Here is a 21,839-nt window from a genome sequence, read left to right as displayed (position 1 = left end):
GTCAGTCCCCGATCGTGAAGCTCGGGCGGGTCTTCTGGCCGCGGCGCTGCTGCTTGGCTTCCTGCTCGGGCTTGACGAAGTGCCGGTCGAAAGCGTGCGCCATCTTCAACGCACCGACGCCCAGCGCCTTCGCCGCTTCCGCGGACACCTTGAGGTGGGCAGAGACCAGACGGGCCTTGACCCGGCTGCTGGCGCCGAAGGTGTACCACTTGCCCTTGTAGGTGCTGAGGACCCCGTTCACTTCCTCGGCGCGCATCCCCAGGATCAGGTGCAGTTCGCGGCCCAAGTGATTGATGGCCTTGGCCAGGGCCAGGATGTCCTTGTCGGAGCGGAACTCGATCCGCTCGATCTTGTGGATCAGCTGGTCACCCTGGTGACGGTCCGCCGCCGCCCCGCCGCCGGACGCCGAGCCGCCGTTCCCGGCCGCCGTGCCGTTCCCGCCGCCGTTCCCTGAACCGGCATTGCCGCCGCCGTTGCCGTTCGCCGCGCCGCCCACGCCGCCGACGTTGAGGTTGTAGACCCGCGACTTGTTGTACGTCCGCTGACGGTGCGTCGTCCGCGAACCACCCGAACCGCCCGAACCACCGGAGGCGGGCCGCGGCCGGGACGGCGGAACCTGCGGGCCCGCCGGGCGCGCCTGCTGCGGGGTAGAGGAAGCGGCCGGCTTGCTGAACCCGTTGTCGGCCGCCCAGTTGTACGGAGTGCTGCTGCTCATCAGTGCGTCTCCTCGTCGTAGATCGTCGTGGCGCCGAACCAGAGCGGCTGGCGGATCTGGACCACCTCGGCCTCGGGGTCCTCGGCGGTCAGCTCGGCGGCCTGGTCGATCAGTTCGTGCGCGGCCATGAACCGCGCCGTCAGCAGCGCGGCGTACACGTCGGTGGGCCGTAAGCGGGTGCGGGTGGCCAGCTGGACCACGGTGCGCCCCGCCCGGGCGCACCGGCCGGCAGCGGACACCGCCTTGTCCAGCAGCGTGATGCGGAGTTGGCCATACATGTGGAAGAGGTCCTCTCCAGGCGCGGACTGTCCGGGCCCTCCACCGACCCCAGCCCCAAGGACAGGGCTGGCGACGATGGGGAGCCCGTCAGTCCTGCGGGTCCTCGTCCGGGGCGTCGTCCAGCTCCGGGATGTACGGACGGGAGAAGTCGGTCACCGCGAAGAACTCCCGCGCGGTCAGCGGCACCCCGGCCTCGGCCGCCTTCGCCGCCTCGCTCGCGACCTTCCTGCCGTCCGTCGCCGCCCGGCACCCGCGGCAGGTCACCGCGCGGTCCGGCGTGGCCTCGATGCGGACCGCCGCCGGCGCGGGATACACCTGGCAGGCCGTCGTGAACGACCACAAGTCCCCGGCGTAGCGGGCAGCGTGAACAGTGCCGTCCTCCTCGACGGCACGGCGGTCGTGCCGCAGAGCCTGCACGCCGGGCAGCGGCATGCAGGTGTCCGCATCCGCATCCAGCAAATGCCGCTGCTCGGCCAGCCGTCCGTCCGTCACCGGCTGCGCCAGCTGCAGCCGGCGCAGGCCCCTCGCGATCGACTCCGGGGCCTTCCCCCACGGCCCCCGCCGCCCGGCCGGAGCCGGAACGGGCTGCGACCGACCTGCGGCTCGGAGCCGCTCAGGGATGAGACGGTCCAGGTCCGCCCGTAGACGGGCGATTTCCCACAGCAGTTCCAGGTCGTTCATCGCACACCCCCCATGGCCTGGCCGTGACGACGAAGCTCTTCCTCGGCCTGGCGGCGCATGTCCTCGGCCGCCTTGACGGCCTCGGCGGCCTCGGCAGCCGCCTGTTCCTGCTCGGACTTGGTCATGCCGCCACCTCCGAGACCCGCGCCTCGCGGGCGGCAGCAGAGGAAGCGGGCGTGTCCAGGGCGGCGTGCACGACCATCCGGACCTTCTGGAGGACAAGGCCGGCCAGGGCGGCGTCCTCGGCCGACGGGGTGGTCGGGAGCCCGGCGGACGTCGTGGTCCAGTCAGTCGGCAGCTCGACCACGTCCGGGTCGACCGCCACGCGGGCGGTGACGGCCCGCAGCCATGCATACGCCTGGCCGTCGTCGGCCGGCAGCGGACGGCGGGAAGCAGCGGCCCGCAGCCAGACCTCCATCACGACGTCCTCCGCCTTAGCAGAGTCCGCAATCAGGGTGTCCGTGAAGGCGGTCAGCTGCTGGTGGTAGAGGCGGAAAAGCCGGTCAAGACGCTCAGCGGACTGGGCCGAAAGCGGCCCTGCCTGTGAAGACGCGGGGCGTACATCGATACGATCCATCATGGATCGGTCCCTTCTGTTCAGGCAGATGGGTCGGTCTTGGGCCCCGGCGTGTGCGCGCCGGGGCCTACTGCTTTCTGGGTGTGTGCGCACCCAAGGGCAGCGCCCGTCCAGTACTGCAGCGGGCTGCGCCGAGAACCATAGTAGACCACTAGCGATTCATCACGCTAGTGGTAGCGATAGAACACCACATGCTTTACCCTTCGTGGTGTACTGCTGCACTCGAACCTCAGAGCGCAGCCCGAGAATCCGAGGGGAGTCGGTATGCCCGAGGCAGTCGGATACGCGGAAATCGCCGCGCACTACCGCCAGCAGATCCAGGCCGGGGAACTTAAGCCGGGCGACGCTCTACCGTCGTTGCGGAAGGTCTGTGAGCAGTTCGGCGTGGCCCAAACAACGGCAAACCGCGCGTTCCGCAAGCTCAAGCTGGAGGGCCTGACCCTCCCTCAGGCGGGCATCGGAACGATCGTCGCGGGGCCGGCCAGCAGCAACATCGAAGCTCGCGTCCGCCTGCATGAGGCAACGGGCAAGGCGCTCGGTGCAGGCGAGACCTCTCGCATCCTGGAGGTCGGCACCGTCGGTGCCGATGAGCTGATCGCGCCGAGGCTCGACGTAGCCCCCGGCACGCCCGTGCATGTTCGACGTCGGCTCGTCAGCCGCAATGGCGCACCGGTCCATGTCAGCAGCTCCTACTACCCGGCTTACGTGGTGGCCGCGACACCAGAGCTGACCGAGCCCGTGACGACCGGAGGGTCGCGCGAACTCGCAGCAGAACGGCTGAAGGTGGCTCAGGACCACGTTCTGGAGGAGGTGACCTCCAGGCTGGCAACTGAGTCAGAGAAGACCGCCCTGGGGCTCACCGCGAAGGATGTCGTCGTGACTCAGGTTGTCCGCACGGTCGTCCTTAAGGACGGCCGGGTCGTGGAAGTGGCGGTCAAGATTTCAGGGGGAACGACAATCCTCCGCTGGTCCACGTCCCTGAGCCCGAGCCCTCAGTCCTGATCGAAGACACGCCATCTCTTCGGAGGTGGTAACCCCGTAGGCTGCACGAACCACAAAACAAGATCTGTAAACACGCGAAAACCCGCTCCCGGGTCCTCAGAGGGGTCGAAGCCTCAGAGGGTCGAAGTCCGGGAAACGGGTTCGCGTGACCTAGCAGAGTCATCGCCGAGTGTACGGCAGGACTGGGGAGAAATCTCTAGTGCCTGTGCCCATGATCACTCTGGCGGTGGCTCAGAAGGAGACACGTGAGTCACCAGTCCCCGCAGGTACGAGCTGCGGAGAGCTCTCCGGAGAGCACCAGTACAAGAGGTGCAGAGCGCAGCAGGTCAGACGGCCTGTGCGGCGCGCAACGAGCTCAGAGCGAGTGGATGCGGGGGGGCTATCCGCGCACTTGGCGGAAGGCGTTGCACGACCATCACGACCATCTCGCAGAGGTGAGCCGTCAGGCAGCGAAGGCTCCTGTTGCGGTCCCGGACTCCGCGCTCGACTCGGAGTCCGCGGGCGCGGACGCGTGTGAAGCGGACCTGTCCTCTGCGGAGCGGCGGGTGGCGGCGTGAGCGTCCAGCACATTGCTCTCGTTCTGGAGGCATCCGGGCTGTGCGCGCAGGAGAAGGCTGTGCTCACCGCTATGTGCAACCACACGGACCCGGCCGGGAAGACGTTCGCGGGCGAGGAGCGCCTCATGCGCGAGTCGGGTATGCCGAAGAGCACCTTCCGGCGCTGGCGCGCGCAGCTCGTGGATCGGAACCTCCTGATCAGCCGCCGCAAGGGGCGCACGGGCGGCGGCCGGGCCACGTCCGACACCTGGGTCAACCTTGAGGCCCTTCGCGCCGCGCGCGACCCGTTCTTCGGCACCCATCCCACCGATCGTCCCGAGGACGAGAACCCCTTCGCTGCAGCTCAGAGCAATGGTCTCACTGGTGAGACCAAAGGGGGGGGCAATGGTCTCACCAGTGAGACCATTAATAGTCTCGCCAGTGAGACCACCGTGGTCTCACCAGTGAGACCACAATCCCTCAGTAACCCTCAGAGTGAATCTCTCTCCCCCCAGCCCCCCTCGCCGGGAGCTGTGAAGGAGAGAGAGAACGATGAGCACCAGGACGACAAGCAAGACCGGGCGCCTTCGGCGCCGCCGGTCCCGCGGCAGGCTTCGCCCGCCGGCAGCGACGAAACCACCGAGGCGGGGGAGCGTGCCGACGAGATCGGTTACGCATGGGCTCGCGCCCGCAAGACGCACGGGTACCGGGCACCGGCCGATGCGCGGCGCCGGATCGCTTCCGCCGCCCGCGGTCTGCTCGTCGACGGGGACGACCCTGCTGATGCCGCCCAGCTCGAAGCGTGCGCCGTCGCCATGGCGCGGGAAGCCTCCTGGCTCGACCTCGCGAAGATGTGGCTTCGCTGGGAACCGGACGCCGCCGCCCGGCCCGTGCTGCCGAAGTGGTGCGGGCGCTGCAACGACGGCATGGACCCCGGCCCGTCCGCATCCATGCGGCTGATCGAGACCAACGACGCCGTGCGCCCGTGCCCGGACTGTCACCCCGGCCAGGTCGTGGCCCGCACCGAGGGAACACCCGACCCGCACGCAACGGCGGCGCCCCTTCCCGTCGCATGAGCAGGGGCACCGCCACCGAATCCCAAGGGAGAGATTCAATGTCCAACGTACCGGCCGACGCCGGCACCGGCATGGACCGGATGCCGCCGAACGACTTCGACGCTGAACAATCCACGCTCGGCGGCATGTTGCTGGCCAAGGACGCCATCGCCGACGTCATCGACGTCCTGGCCGGGCCGGGAGATTTCTACCGGCCCGTCCACGCGATCATCTATCAGGGCATCGTCGACCTGTACGCCGCGGGCGAGCCGGCTGACCCCATCACCCTGGCCGCGCACCTCACGAAGACGGGCGAGATCGGCCGCATCGGTGGCGCCTCGTACCTGCACACCCTCGTACAGCGAGTGCCGACCGCGGCGAATGCCTCCTACTACGCCGAGATCATCCGGAGCCGCGCTGTCTTCCGCGGGCTGACCGAGGCCGGTACCCGGATCGCCCAGAGCGGATATACCGCCGAAGGCGAGGCAGCCGCCGCGGTCGATGCTGCGCAGGCCGACGTGTTCGCCCTCACCCACGAGGCCCCGGCCGACGACTTCGCCCCCATCGGCGAAGGGCTGGACGACACCGTGGACGCCATCGACGCGCTCAAGGACATGAAGCCCGGCACCATCACCGGGGCCCCCACGGGGATTTCCGACCTTGACCGGCTTACGGGCGGGTTCCATTCCTCCCAGCTCATCGTCGGCGCCGGCCGCCCCGCCATGGGCAAGTCCGTGTTCGGGCTGGACGCGGCCCGTACCTGTGCCATCAAGCACGGGTGGCCCGTCGCGTTCTTCTCCCTGGAGATGAACCGCCGCGAGCTGCACCAGCGGCTGATTGCCGCGCAGGCCCGCGTGCCCCTGCACCACCTCAAGGACGGAACCCTCACCGAAGAACACTGGAACCGCGTCGCCAAGGCCATGCCCGCTATTCAGGGCGCCCCGCTGGAACTGGACACCTCACCCGACCTCACGGTGATGAGCATCCGGACCAAGGCCCGCCGTGCCGCCCAGAAGTACGGCGGCCTGGCCCTGATCGTCGTGGACTACCTCCAGCTCCTCACCTACGACGGGCGCTCGCGCGAGAACCGCCAGCAGGAGGTAGGGCAGATCAGCCGGTCACTCAAGAAGCTGGCCAAGGAACTCGACGTTCCCGTCCTGGCCCTGGCCCAGCTCAACCGCGGCCCCGAACTACGCCAGGACAAAATGCCGCAGGTCGCCGACCTGCGCGAGAGCGGATCGGTCGAGCAGGATGCCGATGTGGTGATCCTGCTGCACCGGGAGGACGCCTACGACAAGGAGTCCCCCCGCGCGGGGGAGGCGGACCTGATCGTCGGCAAGCACCGCAACGGGCCCACGTCGACCGTGACGGCCGCGTTCCAAGGTCACTACAGCCGGTTCGTGGACATGGCTGCCGAAGGCGCCGACGGATCGACCGTCAAAGTCGTGCCGCGCGAGTACGTCCCCCGCTACACGGCCGCCCCCGCGTTCCTTCCCGCCGCACGCCGCCTCGAAGATCTCTACACGGCCGCCTCGCGCAACGGGAGCGCCATTCCGGCCCAGGAGGCACCTGTGGGCGCCGCAGGCGCTCAGACGGCCGTAAACGGCCTCTCCGGGGAGGCCGGGGCGGGGAGCCCCAGCGACGCGCGAGCATCCACCGGCGACTGCCCCGATTCCTCGAACGCCGATGCCGCCCGCGACACCGCCGCATCGGACGTCAACGAAGCATCCGAATGCCACAACTCCCCGGCCATGGCCGCCACGAGCGACCGCGACACCCCGCACCCGACCCAATGCCCGCCGGACCGCGGACGTGCGCAGAAGCAGGGAAGCTCGCCGGGCTCGAAGGCATCCATGGCGCCCACCGTAGAGCCGCCCGACGCCGACGAGCGCCAGGACGCGGCCGACGAGCCCCACCTCGACGAGCAGCCGGCCCCGGCCGGGCCGGCCCCCGCGGAGCAAGTCCCCGCCGACGAGGCGCCGGTCGAGTCCGCTGCGGCGGTCCGGGCGGTGGGTGGTCCGGTGCAGCCGGTGCCTGCGGAGCGCCGGACCGCGCAGGCACTGGAGCTGATGGAGGCCGTCGTCGCGAAGGCCCTCAAGGCCGCGAAGGGCGACCCGGAAAAAGCCATGGCGCGTCTGGAGAAGGCCGCGATTCCGGCGGTGATGGACCTGCTCGACATTTTCCGGGCGGGCACCCGCTACCAGAAGGGATTCGTCCACCAAAAGACCCTCGACGGCTTCACGCCGGGAGGTAAGGACGGCAACGGCGGCTGGGCCGAAGTGTGGGAAGCCCGCCCGAAGTTCGGTGACCCGTACCGTTACCAGGACGATGCAGATGTGGTCCGTCTGGATGTCCCGTGCGCCTATCTGAGCGCGTTCAAGGCATGGCTGCCGCTGCAGGCTCTCACCTCCAACGAGGACCGCGGAGTGCACGCTGACGACCCGTCGGAATACCGCCCGAAGGGCGAAAGTAAAACCCGTTCGGGGCTGTACGAGATCGACTACGTGGAATGGGAGCACGCCGACCTCCCGCACCCGCTCGGCAACCGTCTGGAGCGGGGCCGGATCATCGTCCCGCACCCGGTCCTGATGCGGCTGTTCGACCTCGCGGGCGACAAGCAGGGCCGCCTGTGCGAGGCGCCGCGCATTCACCGCACGTGGACCGCGCACGCCACCGAAAACCTCCTCGAAGACCTCCGCGTATTCCTCCGTGACGAGCGCGCTTCCGCGAAGGCGAGCGGCGACAAAATGCGGGACTTCCTCATCAAGAAGATGTACGCGAAATTCGCCTCGACCATCGGCGGGAGCAGCAGCAACAACCGCCGTACGCGCCGCGACCACGTCAATATCCTCCGCTCCAGGGCTTTCATGAATCTGCACATGCGCGCCTTCAAGGCCGCGAAGGGCGGACTGGACATCGTGCACACCGGCGGCACCGACGAACTGCACGTCATCGGCGACCCGTGGACGGTTTTCACCGAGGGCAGCAATCCCGGCAACATGAAGATCAAGACCGATGAGAATGAGGGGAATTCTGATGCCTGAGGCGTCCCGCTCCAGCGGGCCGGGGGCCCGCCGCTCCAGCATCCCCGGCTACGTGCCCAACGGCCAGCTCGGCGCGACCGGCACACCGCTCGGCCAGGCCATCGGCACCTTCCTCGACGAGGCCGCGGCCGGCCGCGTGCGCGGCATCAAGTCACCGATCACGACCCGCCGCGGGCTCAACGCCCGCCTCAACGCGCTCGCCAAGACCGGCCCGGCACGCGAGGCAGCAGCCGAGCACGGCATCAAGCCGCGCGATGTGAATGACTGGTCCAAGGGGCGGCGCCGGCCCCGCCCGGCGAGCCTGGAGCGGATCGAGCAGGCATACCAGGCGACGCTGGCCCGCAAGGGCGGCGCCCGCCGCGCGGTGCGCCGCGAGTTCGACCGCGGCCGCGGCGCCACCATCCAGGTCACCCCCCTCGACCAGAGCCGCGTGCAGGAAAAGCACCGCCGCGTCCTCGGTCCCGGCGAGGTGCGCATCTCCGAGTACCGGTGGGGGCCGCTGCTGAACGCGTGGGAGGAGGGCGACTACGGCGCGGTGGAGGACTTGGCCTTCGCGGCGATGGAGGAGGGCGGCGAGTATCTGGTCTACGCGTGGGTGGGCAGCGCCGCCATCGCCTGACCCAACCGTTCAACCGCCGGGCCCTGTACGGACGTAGGGGCCCGGCGGGAGGGCGGGACCGCTGCCGTGCGGGGAGCTTGGTTACAGCTCAGCGGGTGGCGGCTCGGCGGCAGACGGCGTCCGTGTCGGGGGCGGGTGCGATGTACTCGGCGACTGCCCGGCGGCACCAGGCGGTCACCTCGGGCGGGCGGTCCGCCTCGGCCTCACTGTCCAACTGCTCATTGGCGAGGCGCTCCGCGTCGGCGGGCAGCAGATGATGGTCGGTGAGGTCGTCCAGGGCGTGCCGGATCGCGGTGCGCTCGGGGCCCTGGGGCAGGGCGCGGCGGGTGGGGTGGAGGGCGCGGGAGATGGCTGCCTGCCCGACGTCCAGGACCTCGCGGTACGTCTGGCCGCCCTGAGCCAGACGGGCGGCGGCCTGGCCGGGGGTGAGGCCGCCCCGTTCGGCGAGCGCGGCCACCAGAGCGTCTTCCCTGGTACGGCGCGCGGCGTCGATGAAGTTCGTGTGTTCCTGAAAGCTGGGTTCGGGGAACTGGCCGTGCAGCTTGCGGCCTTCCTGGGTCCACTCGTGCAGGTCCCGGTCGGGGTGACGTGGCCCCCAGCTCTCCGCCCACGGGTACGGGCCGCCGGCACCGATGCCGAGCATGGCTGCGATGTTCGCGGTCTGGTAGTCGGTCCACACCAGCGTGCGCCAGCCGGCGGTGGTCCACACGGTCAGCGACGAGTCCGGAGGATTGCCCTGCCGCCGGTGCCAGGCGGGTTCGGGGATCTCGGACCGGCCGGGGGAGGCCGGGCGTGGACCCGGGGCGGGGCAGGCGCGGGGGCGCTCGGGAGCGTCCGGCGCCGGGAGGTAGGTGTCCGTGGTGAGGGAGACGACACCATTGTCGGTCCCGTGCTCCACGACGTCGGCGCGGGCGTAGGGGCCGCGGTGCGTGGTGTAGGCGCGGGCGATCTGGCGGGCGTCGGCCCGGCTCGCGCACCAGCCGACGGTCTGCCAGCTGGAGGTGCTGCCGCCGTAGTCCTCGCCCAGCACTCTCCCTCCGCCGAGGTCGAGCCAGACCGCGACCTGCCAGCGCAGTGCCGGCGCCGGCGCGAACTCCTGCGGCGGGTCCACGATCCGGCCGGGCGACTCCAGCGGCCAGCCGGTGTGAGCCCAGATCCACCGGCCCTCGTGCAGCCACGCCCACTCGGGCATCGCCACCACGGTCACGGTGCCGTCGGCCGCGCGCACCGGCACCGGCACGCGGGGCCCGCGGCTGGCCTGGGTGTAGCCGGAGCGGTTCGGCCCGTACTGGGTCTCCCGCAGCACGTACCCGTCGACGGCGGCCTGGACCGACGCCCACCGCCGCCACTGCGGGCTCACACCCCGCTCCGCGGCCGGCAGCTGCGCATCGACGACCTCCGGATCGGGCTCGGCGATGCGCACCGCCAGCTGCTCTCCCTGGGCCATGAGCGCCCGGAGGCAGTCGACGACCATGCGCTCGCCCTCGGGCAGTGTCTGGTCGTCGAAGAGGCCGATGTGGGGCGGAAGGCGGTGGTGGGCGCCCGCTTCGCGGCGGGCGGCGGTGTACTTGGCGCCGGTGCGGGCGGCGGTGCGGGCCCGCTTCGCTGCGGTCGGTTGCTTCTTCGGCATGACGTCTCCCAGCCGGACAGACCCACGCTCCTCCGGCCGTACGTCAGGGGCCGCAGAAGGACGACGGACGGCGCACTCGCAGTGATCTACGCGGGCCCCAGGAGACCTTGGCCGCCCCCGTATCGAGGGTGTCCGCTGCGTGGGCGCGGACTGAGCGGCGACCGGCAGTACGCGGCTAGCCGGGTGATGCATAACCACGGTAGCGGTCGGCACTCCCGGCCGGGTTGCGGATCCGGCCGAGGACGCGGACTCCATCCGGATCCGGATGGAGTCCGAGCCAGCTCCACGCACATGAAGGATGAAGCGGGCCTGTACCGGTCGACCGGTACAGGCCCGCAGTGGTTCTGGGGCTGGCCGCGCTGCCCGTTCCTTCGGCGTCCGGACGGCAAGGCGGGCCGGACGGAGAGGGCGTCAGTTCGTCTCGCCGTCGTCTGTCTTGTCCTTCCTCATTTCCAGCCCGGCCTCGCGGTACCAGCGGTAGACGGGGCCGGGGCTGACCCTGCTGAGGTCCTGGACGCGGGAGCGGGAGGCGCCGAGCTGCACCGCGCGTAGCACCGCCTCCTTGATCTGCGGGAGCAGTTCGTCCGCGTCGGCGAGAAGTTTCGCCCGCTTCCTGCCCAGTTCGTCGACGAGTTCCAGGGCCTCTAGCTGCGCCTTCTCGGGAATAGCCATCCTCACAGGGTAGCCCAAATCTGGCCAGTGAAGCCTTTTTGTTCTAGGTAAAGTAATCTTGTTCTCAGTGAAGTTTTGTGTCATGGTGGATCCACCGGCAGGCGAACCGCCTCAAAGGACGCCAATCGCGGGAGGAGGACGACGCCTACCCGTGGCGGATCGGCCACTACGAGGGCCTCGTGCTCGCCGCTTTCCCGACCCAGGCCGGCGCGCTCCTTGCCGCCGCCGAGGTCGCGGCCTGGGCCGACTGGACCCGCAGCACCGAAGACCTGCAAGGCGACCCCGACGTCCGCCTCATCACACGCGACCGGGGCTGACCTGGAGCCCCGGACCAGGCGTGACGCTGCCGGATCGGATCCGGCCCGGGGCACTCGGCTGCTGCCCGGGACGTCAGCGGCCCCACACAACCGAAGGAGACTCATGGTCAGCACCCTGATCGCCGTCGCCGGCACGCTGCTCGGCGCGGTGGTCGCCGGGCTTCTCCAGCACCGCACCGCCCGCACGGCCCGCGAGGGCGAGCGGGACGATGCCCGTCGGGACAAGGAGCTGGAGGCCGCTGTCGCCTTCACCGCGGCCGTGGCCGCTCACCGCCGGGCGATGGCCGTGCGTGAGGACCTGCGCCTGACCGGCGCGGGCGCCGACCGCGTCGCTGCCGCCCGCGCCGAGTCGCACGCCACCCGTTCCTCGATTGAGGGGCCCAAGGCGCTGGTGTCGATCCTCGTGCCGGCGCTCGCCCCGGCCGCCGAGGATGCCGCCCGCGCCGCCTACGCGCTGCGCGGCGCCGTCGACCTCGACGCCCGCCGGGAGTCCGCCATCGAGGCCGCCGACCGTTTCATGGCCACCGCTGCGCAGCGCTTCGCCTGAGCAGCCGGCGCAACCCAGAACAACCGCTGAACTGCGGAGCGGCCCGCAGTGCCAACCGACCGGCCGCCCCGCCTCCCGCCAGCTCGACACCGGAGGAGAACCCCATGTTCCCATCGTTATTCATCCTGATGTACGTCGCGCACCTGCTGAGCGACTACCCCTTCCAGACCGATCGCCAGGCCGGATGCAAGGCCGGCTGGACCGAGGGGGACACGGACGAGAATCCCGGCCGCTACCACCACGGGTGGGGCCCGAACCTGGTCCATGCGGGGACGCACGTGCTGACGACCGGCGTCGCCCTCGCCCTCGGCGTCCTCGTCCTGGGCCTGCCGCTGACCGTCCCGGCCGCTGCCGCCGGCCTGCTGTGGATCGGCGGCACACACGCCGTCATCGACCGCCGGTGGCCGGTGCGCTGGTGGATGGAGACCACCGGCCAGCGTGACTTCGTCAAACACGGCGGCCTGGCCCACGTCGATCAGGCTGCGCACCTGACGGCCCTGGCCGTCGCCGCCCTGGCCCTGACCGGCCTGAGCTGACGAACGTCCGTTCCCGGCGGCTGGTCTCACACCCCGATCCGGCCGGCGATCCGCACCACGACCGCACATCCACGAGCGAGGGAGAAACGGGCATGGGCTGGACACGCAAGCGCACCGTTACCGGTCCCGACGGCACGTACACCGAGACCACCCGCGCTGAGGGGGAGGCCCGCATGATCGCTCCCGGCGTCAGGTTCATCGCCACGGAGGGCAAGAGCAAGAAGAGCAAGGGCAGGAAGAAGAGCAGGAGCGACGACTGATTGGCAGTCATGCACTACCTGACGGCCCCGCCTGCGGGGCCGTCAGCATTCCCGGCCCGTACGTGTCTGCGGGCCGGCAGGGGAGACGCGGCAGGTCCCGGCCGTTGGTTCCAAGCGGCGGAGTTTCCCAGAGATATCTGCCGAAGCATTCATGTTCTCGTTGAAGTTGTATTGTTCTTGGTGAAGTTATGTGTCATGGTGGATCCATCGCCAGGCGAACCGCCTGAACGAATCACCAACTGTCCTACTGACCAGGCGACTTGGAGCTTGCCTCCTGCGCCTGACCAGCTGCCCGTAAAGGAGATCTCATGGGACCGAACACCCACGGCCTCGAACTGTCCATCGGCGACGACCTCGGCCTCGACACCACGCCCGGCTGCTGCGACGAGCCCATGGCTGCAATGGACCGGGCGCACGGGTACCGCGACTACACGTGCGACGGATGCGCCACCGTCCTCACCGTGGCGCCCAGCGGCCTGGTCTTCGACATCACCGGCTGACGTGTCACGGCTACGCCTGGACGCAGTCCACCGAGCGCATGCACGGCCTCGACTGCGGTCACCCCACTGCGACCTGTGCCTTCGGGGCAGGACCTGAGAGCACCGGTCCGCTTCCCGGCGCGGCGAGCACCCGCGCCGGGAAGCGGGCCCGGGTACGAAGGCCGGGCAGCCGCCCTGCGCAACAACGCTGGCAAGCATCAAGGAGATGACCTGTGACCTGGCACACCGGCCGCCTGTGCGGCGTCGACCTGGAAACCACCGGCGTCGACCTCGAATCGGACCGTATCGTCACCGCCTGCGTTGTCCAGTGCGGCGGTGGGCAGCCCACCGAGTCGGCGACGTGGCTCGCGGATCCCGGTATCGAGATCAGCGAGGCCGCCGCGGCCGTGCACGGCATCACCACCGACCGAGCCCGCACTGATGGCCGCCTGGCCGCCGACGTCGTCGCCGAGGTCGTCGAGGCGGTCACCGCCGCCGCCCGGGGCGGGCTGCCCGTCATCGTCATGAACGCGGTGTTCGACCTGACGCTGCTGGACCGCGAGGCCCGCCGGCACGGGGTCCAGCCCCTGGCAGACGCCGTCGGCGGGGAGCTGACGGTGGTCGACCCGCGCGTCCTCGACAAGCACCTCGACCAGTTCCGCCGGGGCAGCCGGAAGCTCGAAGACCTCGCCCGGCACTACCGCGTGGAGCACGGCGGAGCGCACCGTGCGGACGCCGACGCCCTCGCCGCCTGCCGCATCGTCTGGCGGATGGGCCAGACGTTCCCCGACCTGTCCCGCGTCCCGCTCGATCAGCTGCACCAGCTCCAGATGCAGTGGGCCCGGGAGCAGGCCGAGGCGCTGGCCGGCTACTTCCGCCGCACGCCCGGCAAGGAGCACCAGGCCGACAGCGTCCGCAGCGACTGGCCCCTCATCCCGCACCAGCGGAACACCACCGCATGACCCCGCGCCCGGCCGCCACTCGGCGGCCGGGCGCAGCGGACGGCTTCGAGCACCAACCGCACCAAGGTCCGGGCCGGCCGCTGTCCTGGCCGGCCCCGGACCGGCGAATCGAATCGGAGACACCGTGAACAACGAAGACCACGAGCTTGCCGCTGCTAGGCCCGGCAAGGACTGCGTTTTCTGTGCCATCGCCGCCGGAAAGGCCCCGGCCGTCATCGTCCGCGAATGGCCGGACGCCCTCGCGGTCCGCCCGCGCAGCGGCGGAGTCAACGAAGGCCACGTCTTCGTCCTGCCGCGCGTTCACGTCGAAGACGCCGGCACCGACCCGGACGTATCCGCCGCGGTGATGCGCCGCGCCGCCGAGCTGATGGCCGAGCACCCCGCCGCAAACATCATCACGAGCAAGGGGGAGGTGGCGACTCAGTCCGTCTTCCACCTGCACGTCCACGTCGTACCCCGCCAGGCCGACGACGGCCTGCCCCTGCCCTGGACCCCGCAGCACACCGCCCGAACCGCGCAGAATGGAGCCCGCCCGTGAACACCGTCAACCTGGTCATGGCCCGCGAACCCCTCCCCAGCGGCCCTTCCGTGTTCCTGGCCGGCCCCACCCCGGACAAGAGCGCCCCCGTCCCGTCCTGGCGGCCCGCCGCCATCGAGGCCCTCGCCGCCCAGTGGACCGGCGAGCAGCAGCTGACCGTCCTGAGCCCCGAGTCCCGGGGCGGACAGCGCGCCGACCGCTACGAGGACCAGGTCGGCTGGGAGACCGCCGCCCGCGCCGCGGCCACCGCGATCCTCTTCTGGATCCCCCGCGACCTGCGCACCCTGCCGGGCATGACGACCAACGTGGAATTCGGCCTAGACGTGGCGAGTGGCAAGGTCGTGCTCGGCGCGCCGACCGACTGCCCCAACCCTGAACGCAACCGCTACCTCATCTACGTCGCCCGCCGCCACGGCGTACCTGTCCGCACCACGCTTCACGGCACGGTGACCGCCGCGCTCGCGCTCATGGTGACCCCGCAAGCAGCAACTGCGGCGGCCGGGACGGTCTTCGAGCCGTCGTGGGAGGACAACCCGTCGTGGGAGGGCAGTGAGCCGTACACCGACCTGGCCGCGGCGCAGCTGGCTGCGGCGGACGCCTACGTGCTGGAGATGTACACCGACGGGATTGGCCCCGGCGACCTGTCCTGGACGATGCGGGAGGGCTGCTGGGAGCTGACCGACCAAGGAGAGCCGACCCCGGTGTCGGTCCACGCCCGCAGCGTGTGGGCCCGCAGCCGAAGTGAGGGCGGACGTCACCGGCCGGGACGGTGACGGCGCCGGCTCGGTTCTGACCGCGGGAGCGGAGGAGCCGCGCCGCCTGAGCGGCATCCGGCAGTCAGTGCTACACCTGGGCATTCAACTTCTCACAGAACTCCACTTGTTCTTGATGAAGTTGCGTGTCAGGGTGGAGGCACCAACACGGCTCAGGCAAGCAAGAATTGACCAACTCACCTGCATCCGGGGGAACCCCATGAACCTGAAGCGCTTCGCCATCGACGACGGCCGGCACTTCCCGAGCATCGTCATCACCGAAGGCGCCCCGACTGCCGAGGGCACCGCCCGCTACGCCGCCCACTGCTCGTGTGGCCACGTCCCCGCCACCGTCAGCGACACCGAGCGCGAGGCGATCACCACCCACATCGCGCACGTCAAGACCCGCCTCGGGCCGTCCCGCGGCCCGGCGTGGATGCCCGTCGGCGTCCGCCTCACGCTCCTGGTGGCCGTCGGCCTCGCCCTCGTGGGCGGCGCCGTCATCGGTACGCAGATCCTCGGCGCACACCTGGACGGCGCGGCTGTCTACGTCGTCCGCGGTGCCGGCCCCCTCCTCGGGTTCGCCGCGATGGGGATCCTGATGGTCGCCACCCGTCACTACATCGCCCCCACCCGCGCCTGACGCGGTCCACGCGAAGGGCCGGAGGTAGTGCTGATGCCTCCGGCCCTTCCCCACGACCGTACCGCGCCGTGCCAGGGACGGGGCGCCGTGCGCTCTTCAAGGCCGGTGACGCAACGCGTCGAAGGCTATTTGGGGTGCTCAGGAGGTGTAAGGCACGTAAGCCAGTCGGAGCGAGTTGTAGCGGGAGCATTGCTCCCAGCCGAGGACGGCGAGGGAGAACGAAGAAGGTCGGCACCCATGTTGGGTGCCGACCTTCGCCGGTGGCGACGTTCGTGGAGGGGCTACGGAACGTCGCCCTCCCACCTCCAGGGCGCGGTCGGGTCGCCGCCGGGCGGTGCGTAGTCAGCGCGGCCTCCTGGTCCGAAGGCGCCGTCCTCGGTGATGAGGTAGGCGCCGCGGCCGAGGGCGTCGGTGCTCCAGCCGGTGACGTCGAGCAACTGGCCGTCGAGCGGGCCGCCGCCTGTCAGTTCGCGGTATTCGTGCCCTGGCTCTGGTCCTTGGCGCGGATCCGATCCGTATACCCACTGCGTCGCGTCGTTCATGTCTGGACCGTAGGGCCCGTGCCTGGTGCGGGTGCGGGTTTTGGCCGCGTTCACGCCGGGTGGTGGGTGCGGGGTGGCGGTGCTGGGGGAGGATGGGGGTGCCGGTCCGGTGGGGTGCCTCGACAACGCTCTCCCGGGCCGGCTTCCCTTTCTCTGAAACTCGCAACACTTGTTGCGAGTTGTCGGTGGGGGCGCGTACCGTACGGAGCGTCGAGGCACCGCCCGTCGTCCGCGGGCGGACACCCACCCGGGGAGAGCTATGAGCATGCAGATCGCCGCCGTCGTGGCGGTGACGCGATGACGGGCACGACGGCCGCGCGGCCCTTGGCGCCGCCTCGCACGAGCGGCGGGGAGCGGACCGTCCTGGTCGCCCCCGCCCTGCCGGACGGTGCCCGCAAGGCGTGGCGCCGTCTGGTCACTTCGGTCGGCGCAGGAGTCGACGCCTATGCCTTCGAGGGGGCGTGGCTGTCGCCGGGTGTCGCCTACGACGTGCCGGTCGGCGCGGTCGTCCTGGTCGTCGATGCCTTCCCGGAGCGCTGGGAGGTGCGGATGACGCGGGCCGGGACGGGGGAGCTGGAGACGGTCAAGGAGTGGGAGCTGAAGTCGCCGCTGGGCAAGCGGGTGGTGGACTTCGTGCGCCGCCGCCTGCCCGCCGACGCCCGCGCCCACCGCGCGCTGCGCTGCGACCCGGCGGCGAACGCATACGCCGGCCGGTGCCTGAACTGCCGCCAGGAGGTCGCCGCCGGCGCCGGGCGCCTGCAGACCGACACCTGGGGCACGACCCGTGTGGCGCACACGCCCGGCACGTGCCCGCCACGGCCCGCGGTGATCCGCCCCAACCGGCGCAGCGAGCACTGCCTGCTGTGCGGGCGGTGGGTGGCGCGCGGCCAGGGCGTAGCGCTGCTCCTGGAAGCGCCGGAGGAAGTCACCGGCCGCCGCTACCGCGCCGCGCACGACGACGGCTGCCCTCTGGATGCTCCGGCCGGCCCGCCCAACCTCTCCTCCGGCTGGTGCGCCGACTGCGGTGAGCTGACCGAGCCCGAGCAGGGCTACTGGGGCGACGGCGCGCTGCACCACCGCCGCTGCCCGACGGCGACGGTGGACGGTTCGACGTGGATCGTGCGCCAGCCCCGCGACGAGCCGGTGCTGGCCGCGGGGCAGGTGCGGCGGCTGCGGGTGGACCTGCGCCGCGGCACCGAGACGTACGTGACCGATGACCTCGACGCCGTCACGGTGCGGCGCCCGGACAACCCGCCGGTGCCGCTGGAGGCCGCAGGGGTGCGGGTGCTGAGCGAGACGTACGTGGAGATGGTCGGTGTGGTGCTGGAGTGCGTGCGCAGCCGCCGGGGCCGTGTCCGGGCACGGGTGCGGGTCGCCACCGGGGTGGAGGCCGCCGCTCTGCTGGCCCGCGAGGCCGCCCAGGCCGTCGAGGCCCGCCCTGACGCCGGCGGCTTCAAGGCCGTCTACAGCGCCATGCGCTACGTGGACAAACCGTGGCTGGCCGAACTCACCGGGCGTGACGCCGACTTCGGCTACGCGCGGCTCTTCCAGAGCGCGACGGTCGACTACACCCATGCCAACCGCTCCGGCCGGGGCGCGGAGTACGAGTGGGTGCTGCGGCCCAACGCCGTTTACGAGGCGTGCTACTGGACCAGCCGCACCCGCCAGCACCGCGTCTTCCTGCGGGCGACCGCCGAGGGCACCGTCACCGGGATCACGAAGGAGGAGGTGGAAGCATGGCTGAACGCGGCGCCTCTGTGGCCCGACCACTGAGCAAGACCAAGGTGGGGCTGGGCATCGACGTGCTCACCGCCGCCCGCCGCCGCATCCGGCGTGTCTTCACCGACTTCCCCGTCGTCTACACCTCGTTCTCCGGCGGCAAGGACTCCGGCGTCCTGCTGGAGCTGGCCGCCGACGAGGCCCGTGCGCGCGGCCGGCGGCTGGGGGTGCTGATCGTCGACCTGGAGGCTCAGTACCAGCACACCATCGACTACCTGCACACCGTGCTGGAGCGTCACGCCGATGTCCTGGATGTCTACTGGGTCGCGCTGCCGTTGAACCTGCGCAACGCCGTCTCGCAGTTCCAGCCGGAGTGGACGTGCTGGGAGCCGGGCCTGGAAGAGCGCTGGGTGCGACCGCTGCCCGAGCACCCCGGTGTCATCAGCGACCCGGAGCACTTCGACTTCTACCGCTACGGCATGGAGTTCGAGGAGTTCGTGCCCGCCTTCGGGACCTGGCTGTCCCAGCAGCACGGCGGGAAGCTGACGGGGTGTCTGGTCGGCATCCGGTCGGACGAGTCCATCAACCGGTACCGCACGATCGCGCGGCGCGACAAGCGCCGCTTCGAGGACCTGGCGTGGACGACGTGGATCTCCCGTGGCCTGTACAACGCCTACCCGCTCTACGACTGGCGCACCGAGGACATCTGGCGCTTCTACGGCAAGACCAAGGCGCCGTACAACAAGGTCTACGACCTGATGCACCGGGCGGGGGTCTCCATCCACCAGGCCCGGCTGTGCCAGCCCTACGGCGACGACCAGCGCCAGGGCCTGTGGCTCTACCACATCCTGGAGCCGCTGACCTGGGCGAAGGTCGTCGCCCGCGTCGAGGGCGTCAACTTCGGGGCCCGCTACGCCCGCGAGACCGGCAACATCCTCGGCCGCATCAAAATCGAATTGCCCGATGGGCTGACCTGGGAGCGCTACGCCCAGGGGCTCCTGGCGGACATGACGCCGCCGGTGGCTGAGCATTTCCGGACGAAGATCGCCGTGTTCCTCAACTGGTATGCGGCCCGCGGGTATCCGGGCGGCGTGATCCCTGACGAGGGGCCGATGAACAAGAGCGTCCCGTCATGGAAGCGGGTCTGCAAGATGCTGCTGACCAACGATTTCCACGGCAAGGGCCTGAGTTTCAGCCCGCCCGCCTCCAGCGAGGCATACAAGACATACAAGAAAAAGATGGACATCAAGCGCAGGGAGTGGGGCTACCGTGGCACCGTCTGACCTGGTCTTTCGGACCTTGACCAACACCGACCGCGGCTTCTACACCCTGATGGGGCCGCTGTTCGGCAGCCGCGCGGTCCACAAGTCCCTGGGCGGCCCGGCGTTCGACGACGACGGCAAGACGTGGATCGTCGCCGTCGACGGCCACCGCCGCGCCGCCGGGTTCGTGGGCGTCACCCGCACCGGGGCCGTGGAGTCCCTCTACACCGCCCCCGGCAACAACGACCTGCGCGCCGAGCTGGTGGCCGCCGCCGTCACCGCGGCCGGCGACCGGCCCCTGCACGCCACGGTCACCCACTCCCGCGCCGCCGCCTACCGCGCCGCCGGCTTCGAAACCGTCTCCGAGACCACCAACTTCACCAAGCTCACCCGCCACCCGCAGGAGTCCTCATGACGACCGGCGACCCCACCGCCCCCACCCTCGACGACGCCCTCGGCGAACCCGCACCGGCCCCGCCCGGCACCAGCCCCGCCACCGCACAGAGCGACAGCACGGCGCCGGTCGACGGCACGGTGCCGGCGGAGGCCGCCGGTATCCTCGCCGACGCCCGCGCCCTGTTCGCCCGCCTCGACGCCCTCGACGAAGACACGCGCATCGACACGGTCAACGCGCTGCGCCTGGCCCTGCACGAGCACTCCCCGCTACGCGACCAGCCCGTCGACTGCGTGCTGTGGGTCGAAGCCGACCAGGTCGGCGGCAACGCCTACAACCCGAACGTCGTCGCCGGCCCCGAGATGGACCTGCTCAAGCTGTCCATCGGCGCCGACGGCTACACCCAGCCCGTCGTCGCCTGGAAAACCTCCGGCGACCAGAACTACGAGGTCGTCGACGGCTTCCACCGCCACCGCGTCGGCAAGGAAGACGAGGCCGTGCGCGCAGCCGTGCGCGGACGGCTGCCCGTCACCGTCGTCAACACCGACCGCACCGGCAAAGCCGACCGCATGGCCGCCACCATCCGCCACAACCGCGCCCGCGGCCAGCACACTGTCGACGGAATGAGCGAGATCGTCCTCGAACTCGCCCGCCTGCGAAAGCCCGACACCTGGATCGGCGAACACCTCGGCATGGACCCCGACGAGGTCACCCGCCTGCGCCAGGTCACCGGCATCGCTGAACTCCTGGCCGATGAGGAGTTCAGCGAAGCGTGGGAGGTCAACGACGCCTGGGACCGCCCCGACACCGAGGAGGAGAACGTCCAGCCATGACACCGCCCGCGCACGCAGACGCCCCAGGCCCCGACACACCGACGGTGGACATACCCCTGTCCGTCGCAAGCCTCGCCCGCCGCCTCGGCGTCAGGCGCGACGCCCTCCACCGGGCACTCAACGCCGACCCGGGTGCCCCTGACCCCGACGGCCACGACGACCTCGGCCACCGCCAGTACTACCTCCGCACCATCACCGCCTGGTGGCCCAACCGCCGCAAACCGGGCCGACCCGCAACCCCCGCCCCTCACACCCACCCCGCACAACCGCAACCGCACACCGACTGACCGAACCACCGGCTGCGCGCTCGCCGAGGAGCACGACATCGGCGGCTGGACCTACCGGAAGCTCGCGCGGAGACCGGTCCCTCTCGGCTGGGTTCAGCAACTTCCTGCCCTTGCCCGGTCCAGCAGTTCGAGAGCGAGCTGGTCCGCCTCCAGCGCGTGCTGGAGCTCTACAACCTCCGGGCACCGGCAGCGGCCGACGAGACCGCCACCCGCCGGGAGCGCGACCGCGCCCTGCACCTGGTGGAAACCCGCTGGGAAGCCCTGGACACGGCGCCCAACAGCCACTGGATCGCCGCCCACCACAACTACGTGAAGGCCGTCCACGAGGCCCGCACGGCCATCCAGAACTGGCGCCACAACGCCATCCGGCTCTGGGGCGCCGAGAGCGTGCGCAGCCTCCCGCCCTTGCACCAGGAGGTCTACCAGCGCCGGGTCCTCGACGCCGGCCACCCCGACGTCGACACCCTCCAGACCAACCCCACCGCCGACGCCGAACGGCTCACCGCCTGCGCCGCGGCGGCGTCGCGCGGCGGCCGAGGCGGTCGACGTGTCCGGTGGTACATGCCAGCGCGGCGTCGAGGGTCTCCGTCCGCAGCGGGGCCGCGGGTCCGGGCCCATGCCGACCAGCTCCGGGGCGAAGAGCCGTCCGCCCTGCCCGGCGTAGACCTCCAGGGCGTGCCGGACGTCGTCGTCGCGGGGGTCGCGGATCGCGCCCGTTCTCGGCATGTGGGGCGATTCACCTTGACCTGTCTCAATGAAGGTTGATGCGGTCTCAGGCAAGCTGCACCGATGGGGTTTCGTCTCAGCGAAGATCGACAACCTGTCGGTCTGTCTGTCCCGTCTCGCTGAGCTTGGACGAGTCTCACTGATCTGAGTGGGGCTGCATCGAATCTCACGTCCGGTGGCTGTTGTCGAGAGTGCAGTCACCCACAGGGGTGACCCGTGTCCCGTTCCATGT

General features: G+C 70.6%; 26 protein-coding genes and 1 pseudogene. 19 read left to right on the top strand and 8 right to left on the bottom strand.

Features of this window, described 5'->3' with window-relative positions:
• Position 1: 1 nt before the first annotated feature.
• The 5 genes from LIU39_RS23815 to LIU39_RS23800 all read right to left on the bottom strand — a co-directional run bounded on the left by LIU39_RS23815 (position 2) and on the right by LIU39_RS23800 (position 2,255).
• Complete coding sequence (locus LIU39_RS23815) at positions 2-715, bottom strand: hypothetical protein (protein WP_227048902.1); 714 nt, start codon at positions 713-715, stop codon at positions 2-4.
• Positions 715-993 carry a hypothetical protein gene (locus LIU39_RS23810; RefSeq protein WP_227048901.1) on the bottom strand — a complete coding sequence of 93 codons (279 nt, stop codon included), beginning with the start codon at positions 991-993 and terminating at the stop codon, positions 715-717. Before LIU39_RS23810 ends, LIU39_RS23815 begins: the two co-directional genes overlap by 1 nt.
• 88 nt (positions 994-1,081) lie before the next feature.
• On the bottom strand, positions 1,082-1,675 hold the full coding sequence (locus LIU39_RS23805) for a hypothetical protein (protein ID WP_227048900.1): 594 nt from the start codon (positions 1,673-1,675) through the stop codon (positions 1,082-1,084).
• Positions 1,672-1,800 (bottom strand): hypothetical protein, encoded by a 129-nt coding sequence (locus LIU39_RS35020; protein WP_264483172.1) that lies wholly within the window; start codon positions 1,798-1,800, stop codon positions 1,672-1,674. Before LIU39_RS35020 ends, LIU39_RS23805 begins: the two co-directional genes overlap by 4 nt.
• Positions 1,797-2,255 (bottom strand): RNA polymerase sigma factor, encoded by a 459-nt coding sequence (locus tag LIU39_RS23800; protein WP_227048899.1) that lies wholly within the window; start codon positions 2,253-2,255, stop codon positions 1,797-1,799. Before LIU39_RS23800 ends, LIU39_RS35020 begins: the two co-directional genes overlap by 4 nt.
• Positions 2,256-2,516: 261 nt before the next feature.
• Between LIU39_RS23800 and LIU39_RS23795 the strand changes: the two genes are divergently transcribed.
• From LIU39_RS23795 to LIU39_RS23780, 4 genes and pseudogenes are all read left to right on the top strand, one after another.
• Positions 2,517-3,254, top strand: coding sequence for a GntR family transcriptional regulator (locus tag LIU39_RS23795; protein ID WP_227048898.1), 738 nt, complete (start codon positions 2,517-2,519; stop codon positions 3,252-3,254).
• A gap of 553 nt (positions 3,255-3,807) precedes the next feature.
• Positions 3,808-4,866: a hypothetical protein gene (locus LIU39_RS23790; RefSeq protein WP_227048897.1), complete on the top strand. Its 1,059-nt coding sequence runs from the start codon at positions 3,808-3,810 to the stop codon at positions 4,864-4,866.
• A pseudogene (dnaB, locus tag LIU39_RS23785) lies at positions 4,863-6,257 on the top strand (replicative DNA helicase); the annotation flags it as partial. The gene LIU39_RS23790 and the pseudogene dnaB, both read left to right, overlap by 4 nt.
• Positions 6,258-7,881: 1,624 nt before the next feature.
• Positions 7,882-8,508, top strand: coding sequence for a transcriptional regulator (locus LIU39_RS23780; protein WP_227048896.1), 627 nt, complete (start codon positions 7,882-7,884; stop codon positions 8,506-8,508).
• Positions 8,509-8,596: 88 nt separating this feature from the next.
• Here LIU39_RS23780 and LIU39_RS23775 read toward each other — a convergent pair whose 3' ends face one another.
• Both LIU39_RS23775 and LIU39_RS23770 read right to left on the bottom strand, forming a co-directional pair.
• The gene (locus tag LIU39_RS23775; protein WP_227048895.1) at positions 8,597-10,138 is read right to left on the bottom strand and encodes a hypothetical protein; all 1,542 of its coding nucleotides are present in this window, start codon (positions 10,136-10,138) and stop codon (positions 8,597-8,599) included.
• Positions 10,139-10,549: 411 nt separating this feature from the next.
• Entirely contained in the window at positions 10,550-10,810 is a 261-nt protein-coding gene (locus LIU39_RS23770) for a hypothetical protein (RefSeq protein WP_227048894.1), read from the bottom strand.
• A 77-nt stretch (positions 10,811-10,887) separates the two neighbouring features.
• On the opposite strand from LIU39_RS23770, the gene LIU39_RS23765 reads away from it, so the two are divergent.
• The 9 genes from LIU39_RS23765 to LIU39_RS23725 all read left to right on the top strand — a co-directional run bounded on the left by LIU39_RS23765 (position 10,888) and on the right by LIU39_RS23725 (position 15,844).
• Positions 10,888-11,127, top strand: a complete 240-nt coding sequence (locus tag LIU39_RS23765; RefSeq protein ID WP_227048893.1) for a hypothetical protein — start codon at positions 10,888-10,890, stop codon at positions 11,125-11,127.
• Between the two features lie 103 nt (positions 11,128-11,230).
• Positions 11,231-11,674, top strand: a complete 444-nt coding sequence (kilB, locus tag LIU39_RS23760) for a plasmid transfer protein KilB (protein WP_227048892.1) — start codon at positions 11,231-11,233, stop codon at positions 11,672-11,674.
• Between the two features lie 104 nt (positions 11,675-11,778).
• Positions 11,779-12,210, top strand: coding sequence for a DUF3307 domain-containing protein (locus tag LIU39_RS23755; protein ID WP_227048891.1), 432 nt, complete (start codon positions 11,779-11,781; stop codon positions 12,208-12,210).
• Positions 12,211-12,302: 92 nt separating this feature from the next.
• Complete coding sequence (locus tag LIU39_RS23750) at positions 12,303-12,470, top strand: hypothetical protein (RefSeq protein WP_227048890.1); 168 nt, start codon at positions 12,303-12,305, stop codon at positions 12,468-12,470.
• 308 nt (positions 12,471-12,778) lie between these two features.
• Positions 12,779-12,970 carry a hypothetical protein gene (locus tag LIU39_RS23745; protein ID WP_227048889.1) on the top strand — a complete coding sequence of 64 codons (192 nt, stop codon included), beginning with the start codon at positions 12,779-12,781 and terminating at the stop codon, positions 12,968-12,970.
• 212 nt (positions 12,971-13,182) lie between these two features.
• A complete protein-coding gene (locus LIU39_RS23740) occupies positions 13,183-13,911 on the top strand; it encodes an exonuclease domain-containing protein (protein WP_227048888.1) in 729 nt (242 codons plus the stop codon).
• A 124-nt stretch (positions 13,912-14,035) separates the two neighbouring features.
• A complete protein-coding gene (locus tag LIU39_RS23735) occupies positions 14,036-14,449 on the top strand; it encodes an HIT family protein (RefSeq protein WP_227048887.1) in 414 nt (137 codons plus the stop codon).
• Positions 14,446-15,222, top strand: coding sequence for a nucleoside 2-deoxyribosyltransferase domain-containing protein (locus LIU39_RS23730; protein ID WP_227048886.1), 777 nt, complete (start codon positions 14,446-14,448; stop codon positions 15,220-15,222). Before LIU39_RS23735 ends, LIU39_RS23730 begins: the two co-directional genes overlap by 4 nt.
• Positions 15,223-15,421: 199 nt before the next feature.
• Positions 15,422-15,844: a hypothetical protein gene (locus LIU39_RS23725; RefSeq protein ID WP_227048885.1), complete on the top strand. Its 423-nt coding sequence runs from the start codon at positions 15,422-15,424 to the stop codon at positions 15,842-15,844.
• A gap of 281 nt (positions 15,845-16,125) precedes the next feature.
• On the opposite strand, the gene LIU39_RS23720 is transcribed toward LIU39_RS23725, so the two are convergent.
• Positions 16,126-16,386, bottom strand: coding sequence for a hypothetical protein (locus LIU39_RS23720; protein ID WP_227048884.1), 261 nt, complete (start codon positions 16,384-16,386; stop codon positions 16,126-16,128).
• A 297-nt stretch (positions 16,387-16,683) separates the two neighbouring features.
• Here LIU39_RS23720 and LIU39_RS23715 point away from each other — a divergent pair, with 297 nt between their 5' ends.
• The 6 genes from LIU39_RS23715 to LIU39_RS23690 all read left to right on the top strand — a co-directional run bounded on the left by LIU39_RS23715 (position 16,684) and on the right by LIU39_RS23690 (position 21,646).
• Positions 16,684-18,159, top strand: coding sequence for a hypothetical protein (locus LIU39_RS23715; RefSeq protein WP_227048883.1), 1,476 nt, complete (start codon positions 16,684-16,686; stop codon positions 18,157-18,159).
• Entirely contained in the window at positions 18,123-19,388 is a 1,266-nt protein-coding gene (locus LIU39_RS23710) for a phosphoadenosine phosphosulfate reductase (protein ID WP_227048882.1), read from the top strand. The genes LIU39_RS23715 and LIU39_RS23710 overlap by 37 nt, the downstream gene beginning before the upstream one ends.
• Positions 19,375-19,782: a hypothetical protein gene (locus tag LIU39_RS23705; protein ID WP_227048881.1), complete on the top strand. Its 408-nt coding sequence runs from the start codon at positions 19,375-19,377 to the stop codon at positions 19,780-19,782. Before LIU39_RS23710 ends, LIU39_RS23705 begins: the two co-directional genes overlap by 14 nt.
• Positions 19,779-20,594, top strand: a complete 816-nt coding sequence (locus tag LIU39_RS23700; protein ID WP_227048880.1) for an IbrB-like domain-containing protein — start codon at positions 19,779-19,781, stop codon at positions 20,592-20,594. The genes LIU39_RS23705 and LIU39_RS23700 overlap by 4 nt, the downstream gene beginning before the upstream one ends.
• Positions 20,591-20,881, top strand: a complete 291-nt coding sequence (locus LIU39_RS23695) for a hypothetical protein (protein ID WP_227048879.1) — start codon at positions 20,591-20,593, stop codon at positions 20,879-20,881. Before LIU39_RS23700 ends, LIU39_RS23695 begins: the two co-directional genes overlap by 4 nt.
• A 156-nt stretch (positions 20,882-21,037) precedes the next feature.
• Positions 21,038-21,646, top strand: coding sequence for a hypothetical protein (locus LIU39_RS23690; RefSeq protein WP_227048878.1), 609 nt, complete (start codon positions 21,038-21,040; stop codon positions 21,644-21,646).
• Positions 21,647-21,839: the final 193 nt, after the last annotated feature.

The organism is Streptomyces pinistramenti (genome assembly GCF_020564935.1).
Taxonomy (GTDB): domain Bacteria; phylum Actinomycetota; class Actinomycetes; order Streptomycetales; family Streptomycetaceae; genus Streptomyces; species Streptomyces pinistramenti.
Note: the sequence above shows the minus strand (reverse complement) of the source record. Positions and strands in the feature narration are given on the sequence as shown.